The organism is Burkholderia sp. APQ4-4ca, assembly GCF_057837105.1.
This window is the reverse complement of the sequence record NZ_JBYQCG010000080.1, coordinates 1-16,035: the sequence shown is the minus strand read 5'-3', so window position 1 is coordinate 16,035 and position 16,035 is coordinate 1. Positions and strand designations below refer to the sequence as shown.

At 67.7% G+C, this 16,035-nt stretch carries 13 protein-coding genes and 2 pseudogenes; all 15 read right to left on the bottom strand.

Features of this window, described 5'->3' with window-relative positions:
• Positions 1–221, bottom strand: a pseudogene (locus tag AC3IFE_RS09925) (cell division protein FtsZ); the annotation flags it as partial.
• Between the two features lie 116 nt (positions 222–337).
• Positions 338–1,570 carry a cell division protein FtsA gene (gene ftsA / locus AC3IFE_RS09920; protein WP_006487138.1) on the bottom strand — a complete coding sequence of 411 codons (1,233 nt, stop codon included), beginning with the start codon at positions 1,568–1,570 and terminating at the stop codon, positions 338–340.
• Between the two features lie 26 nt (positions 1,571–1,596).
• Positions 1,597–2,349, bottom strand: a complete 753-nt coding sequence (locus AC3IFE_RS09915; protein ID WP_006477014.1) for a cell division protein FtsQ/DivIB — start codon at positions 2,347–2,349, stop codon at positions 1,597–1,599.
• Between the two features lie 19 nt (positions 2,350–2,368).
• Positions 2,369–3,310 (bottom strand): D-alanine--D-alanine ligase, encoded by a 942-nt coding sequence (locus AC3IFE_RS09910; RefSeq protein ID WP_089466605.1) that lies wholly within the window; start codon positions 3,308–3,310, stop codon positions 2,369–2,371.
• Position 3,311: 1 nt separating this feature from the next.
• On the bottom strand, positions 3,312–4,709 hold the full coding sequence (gene murC, locus AC3IFE_RS09905; RefSeq protein ID WP_089466604.1) for a UDP-N-acetylmuramate--L-alanine ligase: 1,398 nt from the start codon (positions 4,707–4,709) through the stop codon (positions 3,312–3,314).
• The gene (murG, locus tag AC3IFE_RS09900; RefSeq protein ID WP_301737971.1) at positions 4,706–5,809 is read right to left on the bottom strand and encodes an undecaprenyldiphospho-muramoylpentapeptide beta-N-acetylglucosaminyltransferase; all 1,104 of its coding nucleotides are present in this window, start codon (positions 5,807–5,809) and stop codon (positions 4,706–4,708) included. The genes murC and murG overlap by 4 nt, the downstream gene beginning before the upstream one ends.
• Positions 5,806–7,089: a putative lipid II flippase FtsW gene (gene ftsW / locus AC3IFE_RS09895; protein WP_301737970.1), complete on the bottom strand. Its 1,284-nt coding sequence runs from the start codon at positions 7,087–7,089 to the stop codon at positions 5,806–5,808. Before ftsW ends, murG begins: the two co-directional genes overlap by 4 nt.
• Positions 7,086–8,594 (bottom strand): UDP-N-acetylmuramoyl-L-alanine--D-glutamate ligase, encoded by a 1,509-nt coding sequence (gene murD, locus AC3IFE_RS09890; RefSeq protein WP_489190402.1) that lies wholly within the window; start codon positions 8,592–8,594, stop codon positions 7,086–7,088. The genes ftsW and murD overlap by 4 nt, the downstream gene beginning before the upstream one ends.
• Positions 8,595–8,622: 28 nt before the next feature.
• A complete protein-coding gene (gene mraY / locus AC3IFE_RS09885) occupies positions 8,623–9,792 on the bottom strand; it encodes a phospho-N-acetylmuramoyl-pentapeptide-transferase (RefSeq protein ID WP_006477019.1) in 1,170 nt (389 codons plus the stop codon).
• A 16-nt stretch (positions 9,793–9,808) separates the two neighbouring features.
• The gene (locus AC3IFE_RS09880; protein ID WP_489190401.1) at positions 9,809–11,215 is read right to left on the bottom strand and encodes a UDP-N-acetylmuramoyl-tripeptide--D-alanyl-D-alanine ligase; all 1,407 of its coding nucleotides are present in this window, start codon (positions 11,213–11,215) and stop codon (positions 9,809–9,811) included.
• The gene (locus tag AC3IFE_RS09875; RefSeq protein WP_489190400.1) at positions 11,212–12,759 is read right to left on the bottom strand and encodes a UDP-N-acetylmuramoyl-L-alanyl-D-glutamate--2,6-diaminopimelate ligase; all 1,548 of its coding nucleotides are present in this window, start codon (positions 12,757–12,759) and stop codon (positions 11,212–11,214) included. Before AC3IFE_RS09875 ends, AC3IFE_RS09880 begins: the two co-directional genes overlap by 4 nt.
• A complete protein-coding gene (locus AC3IFE_RS09870; RefSeq protein WP_089466598.1) occupies positions 12,756–14,615 on the bottom strand; it encodes a peptidoglycan D,D-transpeptidase FtsI family protein in 1,860 nt (619 codons plus the stop codon). The genes AC3IFE_RS09875 and AC3IFE_RS09870 overlap by 4 nt, the downstream gene beginning before the upstream one ends.
• Positions 14,612–14,953 carry a cell division protein FtsL gene (gene ftsL, locus AC3IFE_RS09865; RefSeq protein ID WP_089466597.1) on the bottom strand — a complete coding sequence of 114 codons (342 nt, stop codon included), beginning with the start codon at positions 14,951–14,953 and terminating at the stop codon, positions 14,612–14,614. Before ftsL ends, AC3IFE_RS09870 begins: the two co-directional genes overlap by 4 nt.
• Positions 14,950–15,891, bottom strand: coding sequence for a 16S rRNA (cytosine(1402)-N(4))-methyltransferase RsmH (rsmH, locus tag AC3IFE_RS09860; protein WP_175882318.1), 942 nt, complete (start codon positions 15,889–15,891; stop codon positions 14,950–14,952). Before rsmH ends, ftsL begins: the two co-directional genes overlap by 4 nt.
• 23 nt (positions 15,892–15,914) lie before the next feature.
• Positions 15,915–16,035: pseudogene (locus AC3IFE_RS09855) on the bottom strand (division/cell wall cluster transcriptional repressor MraZ); the annotation flags it as partial.

The following is a 16,035-nucleotide window of genomic DNA, read 5'->3' as shown; positions in this document are numbered from 1 at the left end:
TCCGGCTTCGCACCGGCGCCCAGACCCGTGTTGCCGAGCTGGATCACCGACGATGCGCGCGAACGCGACAGCGCCTGGGCGTCCGTGTTCATCACGATGAAGTCGACGCCCTGCACGCCGCGGTTGATCATGTGCTGGACGGCATTGCCGCCAGCGCCGCCAACGCCGACCACCTTGATGATGGTGCCGTTGGTTTCGGTTTCCAGCATTTCGAATTCCATGTTGCCTCCGTCAAGAGAATGACTGCTACTCGGCCGTTATTCGGCAGGAGATCGGGCAACCCCCTGTCGCGCGCCAGCCGCCGGCACCAGCGCGAATTTCAATTCGATGCGATTCGTCAGAAGTTGCTCAGGAACCATTCCTTCATCCGCGAGAACACCTGTCCCGCGTTGCCGGACTGCACGGCGACCTTGCGGCCGCGCATGCGCTGCGCACTGCCTTCGACGAGCAGCCCCATCGCCGTCGAGTAGCGCGGGTTGCGCACGACGTCGGAGAGGCCGCCTGCATATTCCGGCGCGCCGATGCGCACCGGTTTCAGGAAAATGTCTTCGCCGAGCTCGACCATGCCGGGCATCATCGACGCGCCGCCGGTAATGACCACGCCGGAGCTCAGGAGTTCTTCGTAACCCGACTCGCGCACGACCTGCTGCACGAGCGAGAACAGTTCCTCGACGCGCGGCTCGATCACGGCCGCCAGCGCCTGGCGCGACAGCGTGCGCGGGCCGCGTTCGCCGAGGCCCGGCACTTCCACCATTTCGTCCGGATCGGCGAGCGCCTGCTTCGCGATCCCGTAGCCGACCTTGATGTCTTCCGCATCCGGCGTCGGCGTGCGCAGCGCCATCGCGATGTCGCTCGTGATCTGGTCGCCGGCGATCGGGATCACCGCCGTGTGGCGGATCGCGCCTTCGGCGAAGATCGCGATGTCCGTCGTGCCGCCGCCGATGTCGACCAGCACCACGCCGAGATCCTTCTCGTCTTCGGTCAGCACCGCCAGCGACGATGCGAGCGGCTGCAGGATCAGGTCGTTCACTTCCAGCCCGCAACGGCGCACGCACTTGACGATGTTCTGCGCGGCGCTCACCGCGCCCGTCACGATGTGCACCTTCACTTCGAGCCGGATGCCGCTCATCCCGATCGGCTCGCGCACGTCTTCCTGGCCGTCGATGATGAATTCCTGCGTGAGGATGTGCAGCACCTGCTGGTCGGTCGGGATGTTGATCGCCTTCGCGGTCTCGATCACGCGCGCGACGTCCGTCTGCGTGACTTCCTTGTCCTTGATCGCGACCATCCCGCTCGAGTTGAAGCTGCGGATGTGGCTACCCGCGATCCCCGTGAACACGTTGGTGATCTTGCAGTCGGCCATCAGCTCGGCTTCCTCGAGCGCGCGCTGGATCGACTGCACGGTGGCCTCGATGTTGACCACCACACCTTTCTTCAGACCCTTCGACTCGCTCTGGCCGAGACCGATCACCTCGTAGTGACCCTCGCCCTTCAGCTCGGCGACGATGGCCACCACCTTCGACGTGCCGATGTCGAGGGAAACCAGCAGATCCTTGTAGTCTTTGCTCATAAAGTGCTCTTGCGTGTGATCTCTCGTTACTTCTTGCGCTTGTCGGTATCGGTCAGGAACCGCATGCCTGCCGCGCGAATCGCGAATCCGTTCGGATAGCGCAGGTCCGCGTACTCGATGTCGTTGCCCCAACGCTCCGTGACGGCCGGCCACGCGGCCACCAGGCGCTGGCTCCGGTCATGCAGCGTGTCGCTGTTGCGTTCCTTGCCCAGCTCGACCTGCATGCCGTTCGACAGCTTCACCGTCCACGCGTACCGCGCCGACAGCGTCACTTCTTCCGGCGCCGCCTTCAGCGGCGCAAACCATTTCCCGAAGTCGCGATACCGCGTGACGACTTCCTTCGCACTGCCTTCCGGGCCGTCGAACGCCGGCAGTTCCTGTTCCAGCTCGCCCTGGTTCGCGGTGAACAGCTCGCCGTCGACGCTCACCAACTGATCGCTGCCCCAGGTCCCGAGCGGTTTGTACTCCTCCAGCGTGACAGCCAGCGCATTCGGCCACACCCGGCGCACGCTCGCGTGACGCACCCACGGCATCTGCTCGAACGCCGCGCGCGCCGTATCGAGATCGACCGTGAAGAAATTGCCCTTCAGCCGGCCGACCACGCCCGCGCGCACCGTCGGCGAGTTGATGTGCTCGGTGTCGCCGTCGATCCGGATCTCCCGCAGCGCGAACGTCGGGCGCTGGATCAGCCAGTAGCAGCCGGCCGCCGCCAACACGAGCAGCAGCAGCGCGTACAGCGCGCTGGCGGCAAGGTTGAGTTGGCGAACGTTGTTCCACATACGTCGTTCCGTTCCCGGGTCAGTCGTTGAGCGTGAGCGACAGCACCTTCACGACCAGCTCCGAATAGCCGATGCCGACCGCGCGCGCGGCCTTGGGCGGCAGCGAGTGGTCGGTCATCCCGGGGGCCGTGTTCACTTCCAGGAAATACGCATTGCCGGCCGCGTCGACCATGAAATCCGCGCGGCCCCAGTCGGTGCAGCCGAGCACGTCGAACGCGCGACGCGCGATGCGCTTCAGTTCCGCCTCCTGTGCCGCCGGCAGGCCGCACGGGATCAGGTACTGCGTATCGTCGGCGACGTACTTCGCGTGGTAGTCGTAGAACTCGCCCGCCGGCACGATCTTGATCAGCGGCAGGTCGAGATCGCCGGCGATGCACGCGGTGTATTCGCCGCCGCCTTCGATGCTCTTCTCGACGATCACGATCTTGTCGTGCGTCGCGGCTTCCGCGAGCGCGGCCGGTAGCGCGTCGGCCGTCTTCACCTTCAGCACCGCGACGCTCGAGCCTTCGCTCGCCGGCTTCACGAACAGCGGCAGCCCGAGCTTCGCGACGATGTCGGTCGCGCGCGCGGCCAGGTCGTCGCCGCGCATCACCGTCTCGAACGGCGGCGTCGGCACACCCGTCTGCTGCCACACGAGCTTCGTGCGGAACTTGTCGAGGCCGAGCGCCGAGCCGAGCACGCCGCTGCCCGTGTAGCGAATGCCGTAGAAATCGAGCGCGCCCTGGATCTGGCCGTTCTCGCCGTAACCGCCGTGCAGCGCATTGAACGCGCGCACGAAGCCTTCGTCCTTCAGCGCCGACAGCGGCCGCTCGGCCGGGTCGAACGGATGCGCGTCGACGCCTGCGTCGCGCAGGCCCTGCAGCACGAGGCGGCCCGAGGTGAGCGACACCTCGCGCTCGGCGGATTCGCCGCCGAACAACACCGCCACCTTGCCGAAACGTTTCGGATCGATCCCGCTCATGTCATCCCTTCTGTTGCGTGTTCTGCACGACCTTCGCCGGCACGCCGCCGATCGAACCCGCGCCCATCGTGATCACCACGTCGCCGTTTCGTGCGACCTTCGCCAATGCGTCCGGCACGTCGTCGACCGTCGCGACGAACACCGGGTCGACCTTGCCCACCGCGCGCAACGCACGCGACAGCGCGTCGCCGCTGGCCGTCGGGATCGCAGCCTCGCCGGCCGCGTAGACTTCCGTCAGCACCAGCGCATCGACCGTCGACAACACGTTGACGAAATCGTCGAAGCAGTCGCGCGTGCGCGTGTAGCGGTGCGGCTGGAACGCCAGCACGAGGCGGCGGCCCGGGAACGCGCCGCGCGCGGCCGCGATCGTCGCCGCCATCTCGACGGGGTGATGACCGTAATCGTCGATCAGCGTGTACTGGCCGCCGTCCGCGCTCGGCACGTCGCCGTAGCGCTGGAAGCGCCGACCGACGCCGTTGAATTCGGCCAGCGCGAGCTGAATCGCGTCGTCCGACACGCCGAGATCGGTCGCGATCGCGATCGCCGCGAGCGCGTTCTGCACGTTGTGCAGGCCCGGCATGTTCAGCACCACCGCGAGCGGCGCTCGCCCTTCGCGGATCACCGTGAAATGCATCCGGCCGTCGCGCGCGTCGATGTCTTCCGCGCGCACCTGCGCGTCCGGCGACAGGCCGTAGCGCACGACCGGCTTCGAGATGAACGGGATGATCTGCCGCACGTTCGGATCGTCGACGCACACCACCGCGCTGCCGTAGAACGGCAGGCGCTGCGTGAATTCGATGAACGCCTGCTTGAGCCGCGCGAAATCGTGGCCGTAGGTGTCCATGTGGTCGGCGTCGATGTTCGTGATGACTTCGATCACCGGATACAGGTTCAGGAACGACGCATCCGACTCGTCGGCCTCGGCGACGATGAAGTCGCCCGTGCCGAGCCGCGCGTTCGCGCCGGCGCTGATCAGCCGGCCGCCGATCACGAAGGTCGGGTCCAGCCCGCCCGCCGCGAGCACGCTCGCGACGAGGCTCGTCGTCGTGGTCTTGCCGTGCGTGCCGGCGATCGCGATGCCCTGCTTCAGGCGCATCAGTTCGGCCAGCATCACCGCGCGCTGCACGATCGGCACGCGCTTCGCGCGCGCGGCCAGCACTTCCGGGTTGTCCGAGCGCACGGCCGTCGACACGACGACCGCGTTCGCGCCCTCGATGTTCGCCGCGTCGTGGCCGATCGCGATCCGCGCGCCCAGCGCCTGGAGGCGATCGGTCACCGCATTGCGCGACAGGTCGGACCCGCTGACCTCGTAGCCGAGGTTGACGAGCACTTCGGCGATGCCGCTCATGCCCGCGCCGCCGATCCCGACGAAATGAATGTGTTTGACGATGTGTTTCATTGCACTATTTCCAGGTTCGCGCCGGCGGCCTTCGCGCAGATGCGCGCGACTTCGTCGGTGGCCTCGGGCTTCGCGAGCGAGCGCGAACGTTCCGCCATCTCCGCGAGCGATGCCCGCGACTGGCTGCGCAGCCAGTCGGCGAGCAGTTCCGCCGACAGGTCGCGTTGTTGCACCAGCACGGCCGCGCCCGCATCGGCGAGGAACGCGGCGTTGGTCGTCTGGTGATCGTCGACCGCGTACGGGAACGGCACGAACAGCGCCGCCACGCCCACCGCCGCGATCTCCGACACCGTCATCGCGCCCGACCGGCAAATCACCAGATCCGCCGCCGCATACGCGGCCGCCATGTCGTCGATGAACGGCACGAGCCGCACGTCTTCGCCGGCCGCGAAACCGGCCGCTTCGTAATTCGCCTTCAATGCTTCGATGTGCTTCACGCCGGCCTGGTGCACGACGCGCGGGCGCTCGCCCGGCGCCAGCAGCGCCAGCGCGCGCGGCACGACTTCGTTCAGCGCGGCCGCCCCCAGGCTGCCGCCGACGACCAGCACGTTCAGCGGGCCGCTGCGCGACGCATAGCGTGCTTGGGGCGGTTCCGCGTGCGCAAGTTCCGCGCGAATCGGGTTGCCCGTCCATTCCGCGTGCGGCAGCGCGCCGGGGAATGCGACGAGCACGCGCTTCGCGAGTTTCGCGAGCACCTTGTTCGTCAGGCCCGCGATCGAATTCTGTTCGTGCAGCACGAGCGGCCGCCCCGACAGCGCGGTCATCACGCCCGCCGGAAACGTGATGTAGCCGCCCATCCCGAGCACGACGTCAGGCCGCACGCGGCGCAGCGCGCCGAGGCTCTGCCAGCATGCGCGCAGCAGGTTGACCGGCAGCGTCAGCTTGGTCTTCAGGCCCTTGCCGCGCAGCCCGCCGAACCGCACGTATTCCATCGGAATGCCGTGCTTCGGCACGAGGGTCGCTTCCATCCCGGCCGGATTGCCGAGCCATACGACGCGCCAGCCCGCCGCCTCCATCCGGTGCGCGACCGCGAGCCCCGGGAACACGTGGCCCCCGGTGCCGCCTGCCATCACCATCAGCGTGCGTTGCGACGCGGTCATACCTTCCCTCCGCGCATCAGCACCCGGTTCTCGTAGTCCACACGCAGCAGCACCGCGAGCGCGACGCAGTTCAGCAAAATGCCCGAGCCGCCGTAGCTCACGAGCGGCAGCGTCAGCCCCTTGGTCGGCAGCAGCCCGAGGTTCACGCCCATGTTGATGAACGTCTGCGCGCCGAACCAGATGCCGATGCCCTTCGCCATCAGGCCCGCGAACGTGCGATCGAGCGCGAGCGCCTGGCGGCCGATCTCGAACGCGCGGCGCACGATCCAGTAGAACAGCAGGATCACGACCAGCACGCCGACGAAGCCGAGTTCCTCGCCGATCACCGCGAGGATGAAGTCGGTATGCGCTTCGGGCAGGTAGTTCAGCTTCTCGACGCTGCCGCCGAGGCCAACGCCGAACCACTCGCCGCGGCCGAATGCGATCAACGAGTGGGTGAGCTGATAAGCCTTGCCCTGCGCGTAGCGCTCGTCCCACGGATCGAGATACGCGAAGATCCGCTCGCGACGCCACGGCGACAGCCACACGAGCATCGAGAACGTGCCGACCGCCGTCGCGACGAGGCCGCCGAACAGCTTGCCGTTCACGCCGCCGAGGAACAGCACGCCCATCGCGATCGCGGCGACCACCATGAACGCGCCCATGTCGGGCTCGAGCAGCAGCAGCGCGCCGACCAGGCCGACCGCGAACGCCATCGGCAGGAAGCCCTTCGCGAAGCTCTGCATGTATTCCTGCTTGCGCACCGTATAGTTCGCCGCGTAGATCGTCACCGCGAGCTTCATGATTTCCGACGGCTGCATGTTCGTGATGCCGAGCGGAATCCAGCGGCGCGCACCGTTCACGCCCTTGCCGACGTGCGGGATCAGCACGATCACGAGACCGACGAGCGCGATCAGGAACAGATGCGGCGCGTATTTATCCCAGGTCGACACCGGCACGCGAAACGCTATCACCGCCGCGACGAACGCGACGCCGAGCGACACGCAGTGGCGCATCAGGAACGCGTAATCGTGATACGACGCGTATTTCGGCGAATCGGGCATCGCGATCGACGCCGAATACACCATCACGACGCCGAGCCCGAGCAGCGCGATCGCGACCCACAGCAGCGAATAGTCGAAATCGAGCATCCGCGAGCGGCTCGGCCGCACGCCGTTGACGACGCTCGCGAGGCCACCCGTCGCGGCGCGCGTGGCCGACGCGACGCGGCCGCCAGCGGCATTGCCGCCGGTGTCGCGCCGGTCGTTGAAACGGGAGACGAGGCGATCGGACCAGCTCATGACGTCGCTCCTTTGTCGATGGCGACTTCATCCACCGCCGCGCGGAACACTTCCGCGCGATGGGCGTAGTTCCTGAACATGTCCAGGCTCGCGCACGCGGGCGACAGCAGCACCGCGTCGCCCGGCTCGGCGAGTTCCGCTGCCGCGTGCACCGCTGCTTCGAGCGTCGCGTGGTCGGCCAGCGGCACGGCCGTTTCGGCGAGCGTGTCGCGGATCGCCGGCGCGTCGCGACCGATCAGCATCACCGCGCGGCACCAGCGCGCGACCGGCGCGACCAGCGGCGCGAAATCCTGCCCCTTGCCGTCGCCGCCCGCGATCAGCACGATCCTCTGCGCGAGCCCGTCGAGCGCGGCCACCGTCGCGCCGACGTTCGTGCCCTTGCTGTCGTCCACATAGTCGACGTCGTCGATCGTCGCGATCACTTCGACGCGATGCGCTTCGCCGCGGTATTCGCGCAGCGCGTGCAGCAGCGGCGCGGCCGGCAGATCGATCGCACGCGCGAGCGCGAACGCGGCCAGCGCGTTCGCCGCGTTGTGCAGCCCGCGGATGCGCAGCGCGTCGGCCGGCATCAGGCGCTTTTGCGCGATGTCGGGCGTATGCGCGTCGCGCTTGCGCCGGCGGGTCGTCGTCGCTTCATCCGGCGCGTCGCGATCCACGGCTTCCACCAGCCATGCGATGCCGTTGTCGCGCGAGAGCCCGTAGTCGCCGTCCTGCGTCGGTTCGTTCAGGCCGAACGTGACCGTGCGCGGCGCGTCGGCCGCGCCGGCTACCGGCGCGAACTTCATCACGGCCGCGTCGTCGCGGTTCAGCACGCGCGTCGTCGTCGCGCCGAAGATCCGGCCCTTTGCCTGCGCGTACGCGTCGAAGCTGCCGTGCCAGTCGAGGTGGTCCTGCGTGATGTTGAGGATCGCGGCCGCATCGGGCGCGAACGTGCGTGCGGTCTCGAGCTGGAAGCTCGACAGTTCGAGCACCCAGACGTCGGGCAGCGCGGTTTCGTCGATCGCGTTCGCGAGCCGGTCGAGCATCGCCGGGCTGATGTTGCCCGCGACCGCGACCTTCTTCCCCGAGCGCTGGCACAGCAGGCCCGTGAGGCTCGTCGTCGTGGTCTTGCCGTTGGTGCCGGTAATCGCGAGCACCTTCGGCTGATAGCCGCTCGTGCCGAGCGCGCGCAGCGCCTGCGCGAAGAATTCCAGCTCGCCCCACACCGCGATGCCGCGCTCGTTCGCGGCCGCGACCAGCGCCGCGAGTGCCGGCTCCAGCGGCGACAGGCCGGGGCTCAGCCCGACGATCTCGACGCCGCCGTCGAGCAGCGCGGGCGTAAACGCCCCGCCGACGAATTCCGCATCGATGCCTTCGGCCTGCAGCGCGGCAAGGTTCGGCGGCGCCTCGCGGGTATCGGCGATGCGCAGCCGGCACCCGTGCCTCGCGCACCATCGCGCGATCGCGAGACCCGATTCCCCGAGCCCCAGTACGAGCACCATCGGCCGTTGCCGATCTCCAAACATCTCGCCAGACATCCTTGTTACCTTTCCTTTACCGCAGCTTGAGGGTGGTCAGACCGAACAGGCACAGCATCAGCGTGATGATCCAGAAACGCACGACCACCTGCGTTTCCTTCCAGCCGGACAATTCGAAATGGTGATGCAGCGGCGCCATCTTCAGCAGGCGCCGCCCTTCGCCGTAACGCTTCTTCGTGTACTTGAACCACGACACCTGCAGCATCACCGACAGCGTTTCCGCGACGAAGATGCCGCCCATGATGAACAGCACGATTTCCTGACGCACGATCACCGCGACCGTGCCGAGCGCGCCGCCCAGCGCCAGCGCGCCGACGTCGCCCATGAACACCTGCGCGGGGTGCGTGTTGTACCAGAGGAACGCGAGCCCGGCCCCGCCCATCGCGGAACAGAAGATCAGCAGTTCTCCCGCGCCCGGGATGTGCGGGAACAGCAGGTATTTCGAATAGACCGCGCTGCCCATCACGTACGCGAACACACCGAGCGACGCGCCGACCAGCACGACCGGCATGATCACGAGACCGTCGAGGCCGTCGGTCAGGTTCACCGCGTTGCTCGCGCCGACGATCACGAAGTAGGTCAGCACGATGAAGCCCCACACGCCGAGCGGGTAGCTGATCGACTTCAGGAACGGCAGCATCAGGTCGGCGCGCGCCGGCAGCCCCATCGACAGGCCGCTCCGCACCCACGCCATGAACAGGTCGAACACGCGCACGTTGTTCGCCTCGGACACGCTGAACGCGAGATAGACGGCCGCGAACAGTCCGATCACCGACTGCCAGAAATACTTCTCGCGCGACGACATCCCGCGCGGGTCCTTGTGGACGACCTTGCGGTAGTCGTCGACCCAGCCGATCACGCCGAAGCCGAACGTGACGAGCATCACGATCCAGATGAACCGGTTCGTCAGGTCGCCCCACAGCAGCGTCGCGACCGCGATGCCGATCAGGATCAGCACGCCGCCCATCGTCGGCGTGCCGGACTTGACGAGGTGGGTCTGCGGGCCGTCCTTGCGCACGGCCTGCCCGACCTTCATTTGCGTCAGCTTGCGGATCACCCACGGTCCGCACACGAGCCCGATCCCGAGCGCGGTGATGGTAGCCATCACCGCCCGGAACGTGAGGTACGTGAACAAGCGCAAAAAGCTTGCGTCTCCTTGCAGCCATTGCGCCAGCGCCAGCAGCATGCTTCCTTCCTTCTACTCAGTGTGCGGCGGGCACGGCGCCCGCTGCGGGTTGGTTCGTCAGCGCGTCGACCACGCGCTCCATCTTCATGTACCGCGAGCCCTTCACGAGCACCGTCGCCTGCGCGCCGTAACCGGCCGCGAGCAGCGCCGACACGAGCGCGCCGACGTCGCCGAAATGACGTGCCGTGTCGCCGTATGCGGTGCACGCGTCGCGCGATGCGTCGCCGAGCGCGAACAGCGCGTCGATCCCGCGTTCGCGCGCGTACGCGCCGATCTCGCGGTGGAATGCCGGCCCTTCGTCGCCGACTTCGCCCATGTCGCCGATCACCAGCACGCGCGGCGCCGGATGCGCGGCGAGCACGTCGATCGCCGCACGCATCGAATCGGGGTTCGCGTTGTACGTATCGTCGACGACCGTCGCGCCCGCGAGGCTGCCGACGCTCGCCTGCTTCACCTGCAGCCGGCCCTTGACCGGTTCGAACGATTCGAGCCCCTGACGGATCGCCGACAGCGCGACGCCGGCGCCGAGCGCCGCGGCCGTCGCGGCCAGCGCGTTGCGCGCGTTGTGCTCGCCGAGCGCACGCAGCCGCACCGTGACGGCGCCCGCCGGCGTGTCGATCGCGAGTTCGCCGCCGTGCATGCGACCGACGACCTGCGCGTCGTTCTGCCGTTCGGCGTCGTGCAGCGCGAAATCGAGGATCCGGTTGCCGGTCGCCGCGACGCGCCAGATGCCCGCGTACGCGTCGTCGGCCGGGAACACCGCGACGCCGTCCGGCGGCAGCGCGTGGATCACGGCCGCATGTTCGAGCGCGACAGCTTCGACCGTCGCCATGAATTCCTGGTGCTCGCGCTGCGCGTTGTTGACGAGCGCGACCGTCGGCGCGGTGAGGCGCGCGAGGACTTCGGTTTCGCCCGGATGGTTCATGCCGATCTCGATCACCGCGAGACGATGCGCGGCCGACAGGCGCAGCAGCGTCAGCGGCACGCCGACATCGTTGTTCAGGTTGCCGGCCGTCGCGAGCCGTGCATCGGCGCCGACCGCCGCCGCGAAGATCGACGCGATCATTTCCTTGACGGTCGTCTTGCCGTTGCTGCCCGTCACCGCGACGAGCGGCAGCGGGAATCGCATCCGCCAGCCATGCGCGAGCGCACCGAGCGCGGCTCGCGTTTCGCCGCCTTCGATCATCGGCATCGCGACGCCCGCCGGCGCGTGCGCGACCAGCGCCGCGGCCGCGCCGCGCGCGGCGACGTCGCCGAGGAAGTCGTGCGCGTCGAAGCGCTCGCCCTTCAGCGCGACGAACAGGTCGCCCGGGCCGACCGTGCGGCTATCGGTCGACACGCGGTCGAACGTCACGCCCGCGTCGCCGTGGACGGTGGCGCCGGGAATCAGACGGGCGGCTTCGCCGAGACCGAGCATCGTCATTCGGCGCCTCCCTTGCCGTGCGTCGCACGCGCGGCGAGCGCGAGCCGCGCGTGATCCTGGTCGGAGAACGTACGCTTCTTGCCCATGATTTCCTGCGTGGCCTCGTGGCCCTTGCCGGCCAGCACGACGACATCCTCGCGTGCGGCGCCGCGCACGGCCTGCAGGATCGCGCTCGCGCGATCCTCGATACGGCGCGCGCGATCGGGCGCGGTCATGCCCGCGACGACCTGGTCGATGATGTGCTGCGGATCCTCGCTGCGCGGGTTGTCGCTCGTGACGACGGTTTCATCGGCGAGCCGCTCGGCGATCGCGCCCATCAATGGACGCTTCGTCGCATCGCGATCGCCGCCGCAGCCGAACATGCAGACGAGCCGGCCGCCGCGCGCCGCGGCGATCGGCCGCAGCGCGTCGAGCGTCTTTTCGAGCGCGTCGGGCGTATGCGCGTAGTCGATCACGACGAGCGGTTCGTCGTTCTGCAGCCGGCCGCCGAGCCGCTGCATCCGGCCGTTGACCGACTCGAGCCGCTCGATCTCGGCGAGCGCTGCGTCGAACGGCACGTCGGCCGCGAGCAGCGAGCCGAGTACGGCGAGCAGGTTGCTGACGTTGAACGTGCCGAGCGTGCCGACCTCGACGTCCGCGTCGCCCCACGACGAACGCAGGCGGAATGCGGTGCCCGTCGCGGTCGCGCGCACGTCGAGCGCGATCAGCTCGCGATCGGCGTCGGGCGTCGGTGCGTCGCCGATCCCGTACGCGATCGTGTGCACGCGGCCGGCCAGCTTCTCGAGCAGGCGGCGGCCCGCTGCGTCGTCGCGGTTGATCACCGCCGCGCGCAAGCCGCGCCACGCGAACAGCTTCGCCTTCGCGGCTTCGTACGCATCGAACGTACCGTGATAGTCGAGGTGATCCTGGGTGAGATTCGTAAACACCGCGATATCGAACGCCGTCCCGTTCACGCGCCCCTGGTGCAGCGCGTGCGACGAGACCTCCATCGCCACCGCCTGCGCGCCCGCGTCGCGCAACTGCGCGAGGCTGCGCTGAAGTTGCGGCGCGTCGGGCGTCGTGAAGCCGGTCGGCACGAGCTGGCCGGGCATCCCGGTGCCGAGCGTGCCGATCACCGCGCACGGTTGGTGCAGCGCCGTCAGCGCGGTGGCGATCCATTGCGTGCACGACGTCTTGCCGTTCGTGCCGGTGACGCCGATCGCGAGCAGGCTGTCGCTCGGATCGCCGTACCAGCCGCTGGCGATCTCGCCGGCGAGCTGATCGAGCGCCGGCACCGCGAGCGCGACGGGGACGGCCGGCGCGGCCGGTGCGTCGGTCAGCCCTTCCGGCTGATACAGCACGGCAGCCGCACCGCGCGCGACGGCGTCGGCCATGAAAGCACGGTTATCTGCCCCGTCGACCGCATACGCGACGAACACGTCGCCAGCCTCGAGGCTGCGCGTGTCGGCATGCAGTTGCGCCGCGGGGGCCACATGCTGACGCAGCCACGCGAGCGCGGCTGCGATCTGCTGATGCGCCGGATGGGAACTGCGGGCGGCGCTCATCGAACCACTCCTGGTGAATTACGTGTCGTGCTGGATACGATCATATGCTTCGCGCCGCCGCCCGCGGCCAGCTTTTGCGGGCCCTTTTGCGGGCCCTTTGCGGCAGGGGATTCCGGCGAATCGTCGGACACGACGAGCTGCTTGATCGGCATGTTCGGCGGGACGTTCAGCGCACGCATCGTGTCGCCGGCGATCGCCGAGAATACGGGGCCCGACACCTGGCCGCCGAAGTGGCTGCCGGCGGTCGGCTCGTCGACCGACACCGCGATCACGACGCGCGGATTCGGCATCGGCGCCATCCCGACGAACGACGCGCGGTACTTGCGCGTGTAGCCGTGACCTTCGTGCTTGTATGCGGTCCCGCTCTTGCCGCCGACGCGATAGCCCGGCACGGCCGCATCCGGCGACGTGCCGCCCGGCGCGACCACCGTCTCGAGCATCGCGCGCACTTCGCGAGCGGTGGTCGGGGTGAATACCTGCGTGCCCACGACCGGCTGATTGGGGTCGTGCTTGAAAATGGTCACGGGCATCAGCTCGCCATCGTGCGCGATCGCCGTGTAAGCCCGTGCGAGCTGGAACAGCGACACCGACAAGCCGTAGCCGTACGACATCGTCGCCTGCTCGATGCGGCGCCAGCTCTTCCACGGACGCAGGCGGCCAGCCACCGCGCCCGGGAACCCGACCTTCGGCGCCTGGCCCAGGCCGATGCTCGTATACATATTCCACATTTCCTCGGGCCGCATCGTCATCGCGATCTTCGTCGCGCCGATGTTGCTCGACTTCTGGATCACGCCGCCGACCGTCAGCGTGCCGAAACCCGCATCGTCGGTAATCGGCGCGCCGTCGAGCACGAAATGCCCGTTGCCCGTCTCGACGAGCGTGTTCGGCGTCACGCGGTGCAGGTCGAGCGCGAGCGACACGGTGAACGGCTTCATGATCGAGCCCGGTTCGAACACGTCGGTCATGATCCGGTTGCGCAACTGCTCGCCCGTCATGCGCGAACGGTCGTTCGGGTTGTACGTCGGGTAGTTGACGAGCGCGAGCACTTCGCCGGTACGCACGTCGACGACCATCGCCGCGCCAGCCTTCGCCTTGAACTTCTCGACGGCGGCTTTTAGGTTCGCGTACGCGATGTACTGGATCTTGCTGTCGATCGACAGGTCGACGTCGGTGCCGTTGTGCGGCGGGATCTGCTCGGCGACATCCTCGACGATGTGGCCCATCCGGTCCTTGATCACGCGACGCATGCCCGACGTGCCGGCCAACATCTTCTGGTCGCCCAGTTCGACGCCTTCCTGCCCTTCGTCCTCGACGTTCGTGAAACCGATCAGGTGAGCGGTGATCTCGCCTTCCGGGTAGAAGCGCTTGTATTCGTTGCGCTGATAGATGCCGGGAATGTCGAGCGCGGCGACCTTGTCCGCGACGTCGATCGGCACCTGGCGCTTCACGTAGACGAAACCCTTGTCTTCCGACAGCTTCACGCGCAGTTCCTTCGACGTCATGCCGAGGAGCTTGCCGAGCTGGTTGATCTTGTCGGCGTCGAGATCGTCGGGCACCGCGTCCGGAATCGCCCAGATCGCGCGCACCGGCAAGCTGGTCGCGAGCACGAGCCCGTTACGGTCGAGGATCTTGCCGCGCGTGGCCGGCAACTCGAGCGTGCGCTGGTAGCGACTTTCGCCCTGCTTCTGATAGAACGCGTTGCCGGGCCCCTGAATCCAGAACGCCCGCGCGGCCAGTGCGACGAACGCCATGAACAGCAGAAACACGACGAGCTTCGAGCGCCACATCGGCAAATGCACACCCAGCACGGGGCTCGACGAGAACTTCACGTTCTGGCGCTTCGGGGACGGCTTCATCGCGCGCCCCCCTTGCCCTTGCCGGCCGTGTCGGCCGATGCCGCGACCGGCGCGTCGATCGCCTTCGCCGCGCCCGGCGGCAGCGTCAGGTATTGCGTGCGGCCGGTCGAAATCGGCTGCATTTTCAGCGAATCGTTCGCGAGCTGCTCGATGCGCGACGTCTTCGACAGCGCGCTCTGCTGATATTGAAGCTGCGCGTAGTCCTGCTGAAGCTGACGCTCCTGCGACTGCGCGCGCTGCAACTGGATGAAGATCTGGCGCTGCTGGTTCGTCGAGTTGACGACCGACAGCGCGCAACCCATCACGATGATCAGCAGGAAGATATTGAGACGGCTCATGGCGTGACGCGCTCCGCAATGCGCATCACGGCCGAGCGGGCGCGCGGATTCGCGGCGACTTCCGCTTCGCTCGGAAACTGGCGGCTGATGATCTTGAGCGGGGGGCTCGGAAGGTCGACGGCGCGGATCGGCAGGCGACGATCGACCGCAGGCGCGCTCGCGTGCGCCTGCATGAATCGCTTGACGATCCGGTCCTCGAGTGAATGAAAGCTGATGACCACCAGCCGCCCCCCTTGCTCCAGCAACGACAGTGCCGCGTCTAGTACGACTTGCAGGTCCGCAAGCTCTTGATTGACGTGAATCCGTATAGCCTGAAAGGTGCGGGTTGCCGGATCCTTGCCCTTCTCACGGGTTTTGACGACGTGACCCACGATTTGGGCAAGCTCGCCCGTGGTGTCGAGAGGCCCAAGACGGTCGGACTCTGCCCGGCGAGCAACAAGCGCCTTTGCAATCTGAAAAGCAAACCGTTCTTCCCCATAATCCCGTATCACCTCCGTCAATTCCTGCACCGATGCCCGCGCGAGCCATTCGGCCGCCGACTCGCCGCGCGTCGGATCCATTCGCATGTCCAGCGGACCATCGGCGCGGAAACTGAAGCCGCGCGCCGGATCGTCCACCTGCGGCGAGGACACGCCCAGGTCCAGCAACACCCCCGACACCTTCTCGACGCCGCGCGCCGCAAGCGCGTCGCGCATCGATGCAAAGCTGTCATGCACGATCGAGAAGCGCGCATCCTCGATACCCTGCGCCGTCTCGATCGCCCTCGGATCCTTGTCGAACGCGATCAGCCGCCCGGCCGACGCCAGCCGCGCGAGCACCGCGCGACTATGGCCGCCACGCCCGAACGTGCCGTCGACATACACGCCGTCCGGCCGCGTGACGAGCGACTCGACCGCCTCGTCCAGCAATACGGTCCGATGCTGCAATTCGTTTCCCATCGCGGGCGTCTCCGTCACCGCAATCAGAACGTGAAATTCTTCAGCGCGTCGGGCATGCCCTGCGCCATCGCTGCCTGCTCCTTCGCGTTGTAGGTCTGCGAATCCCACAGCTCGAAGTGACTACCCATTCCCAACAACATGACT

Bases quoted from the DNA above. Each gene is read 5' to 3' on its own strand.
- ftsW (WP_301737970.1), bottom strand. From the start codon at position 7,089: ATGAGCTGGTCCGATCGCCTCGTCTCCCGTTTCAACGACCGGCGCGAC.
- ftsA (WP_006487138.1), bottom strand. From the start codon at position 1,570: ATGAGCAAAGACTACAAGGATCTGCTGGTTTCCCTCGACATCGGCACG.
- murC (WP_089466604.1), bottom strand. From the start codon at position 4,709: ATGAAACACATCGTCAAACACATTCATTTCGTCGGGATCGGCGGCGCG.
- ftsL (WP_089466597.1), bottom strand. From the start codon at position 14,953: ATGAGCCGTCTCAATATCTTCCTGCTGATCATCGTGATGGGTTGCGCG.
- murG (WP_301737971.1), bottom strand. From the start codon at position 5,809: ATGACCGCGTCGCAACGCACGCTGATGGTGATGGCAGGCGGCACCGGG.
- AC3IFE_RS09910 (WP_089466605.1), bottom strand. From the start codon at position 3,310: ATGAGCGGGATCGATCCGAAACGTTTCGGCAAGGTGGCGGTGTTGTTC.
- AC3IFE_RS09880 (WP_489190401.1), bottom strand. From the start codon at position 11,215: ATGACGATGCTCGGTCTCGGCGAAGCCGCCCGTCTGATTCCCGGCGCC.
- mraY (WP_006477019.1), bottom strand. From the start codon at position 9,792: ATGCTGCTGGCGCTGGCGCAATGGCTGCAAGGAGACGCAAGCTTTTTG.
- murD (WP_489190402.1), bottom strand. From the start codon at position 8,594: ATGTTTGGAGATCGGCAACGGCCGATGGTGCTCGTACTGGGGCTCGGG.
- AC3IFE_RS09870 (WP_089466598.1), bottom strand. From the start codon at position 14,615: ATGAAGCCGTCCCCGAAGCGCCAGAACGTGAAGTTCTCGTCGAGCCCC.
- rsmH (WP_175882318.1), bottom strand. From the start codon at position 15,891: ATGGGAAACGAATTGCAGCATCGGACCGTATTGCTGGACGAGGCGGTC.
- AC3IFE_RS09875 (WP_489190400.1), bottom strand. From the start codon at position 12,759: ATGAGCGCCGCCCGCAGTTCCCATCCGGCGCATCAGCAGATCGCAGCC.
- AC3IFE_RS09915 (WP_006477014.1), bottom strand. From the start codon at position 2,349: ATGTGGAACAACGTTCGCCAACTCAACCTTGCCGCCAGCGCGCTGTAC.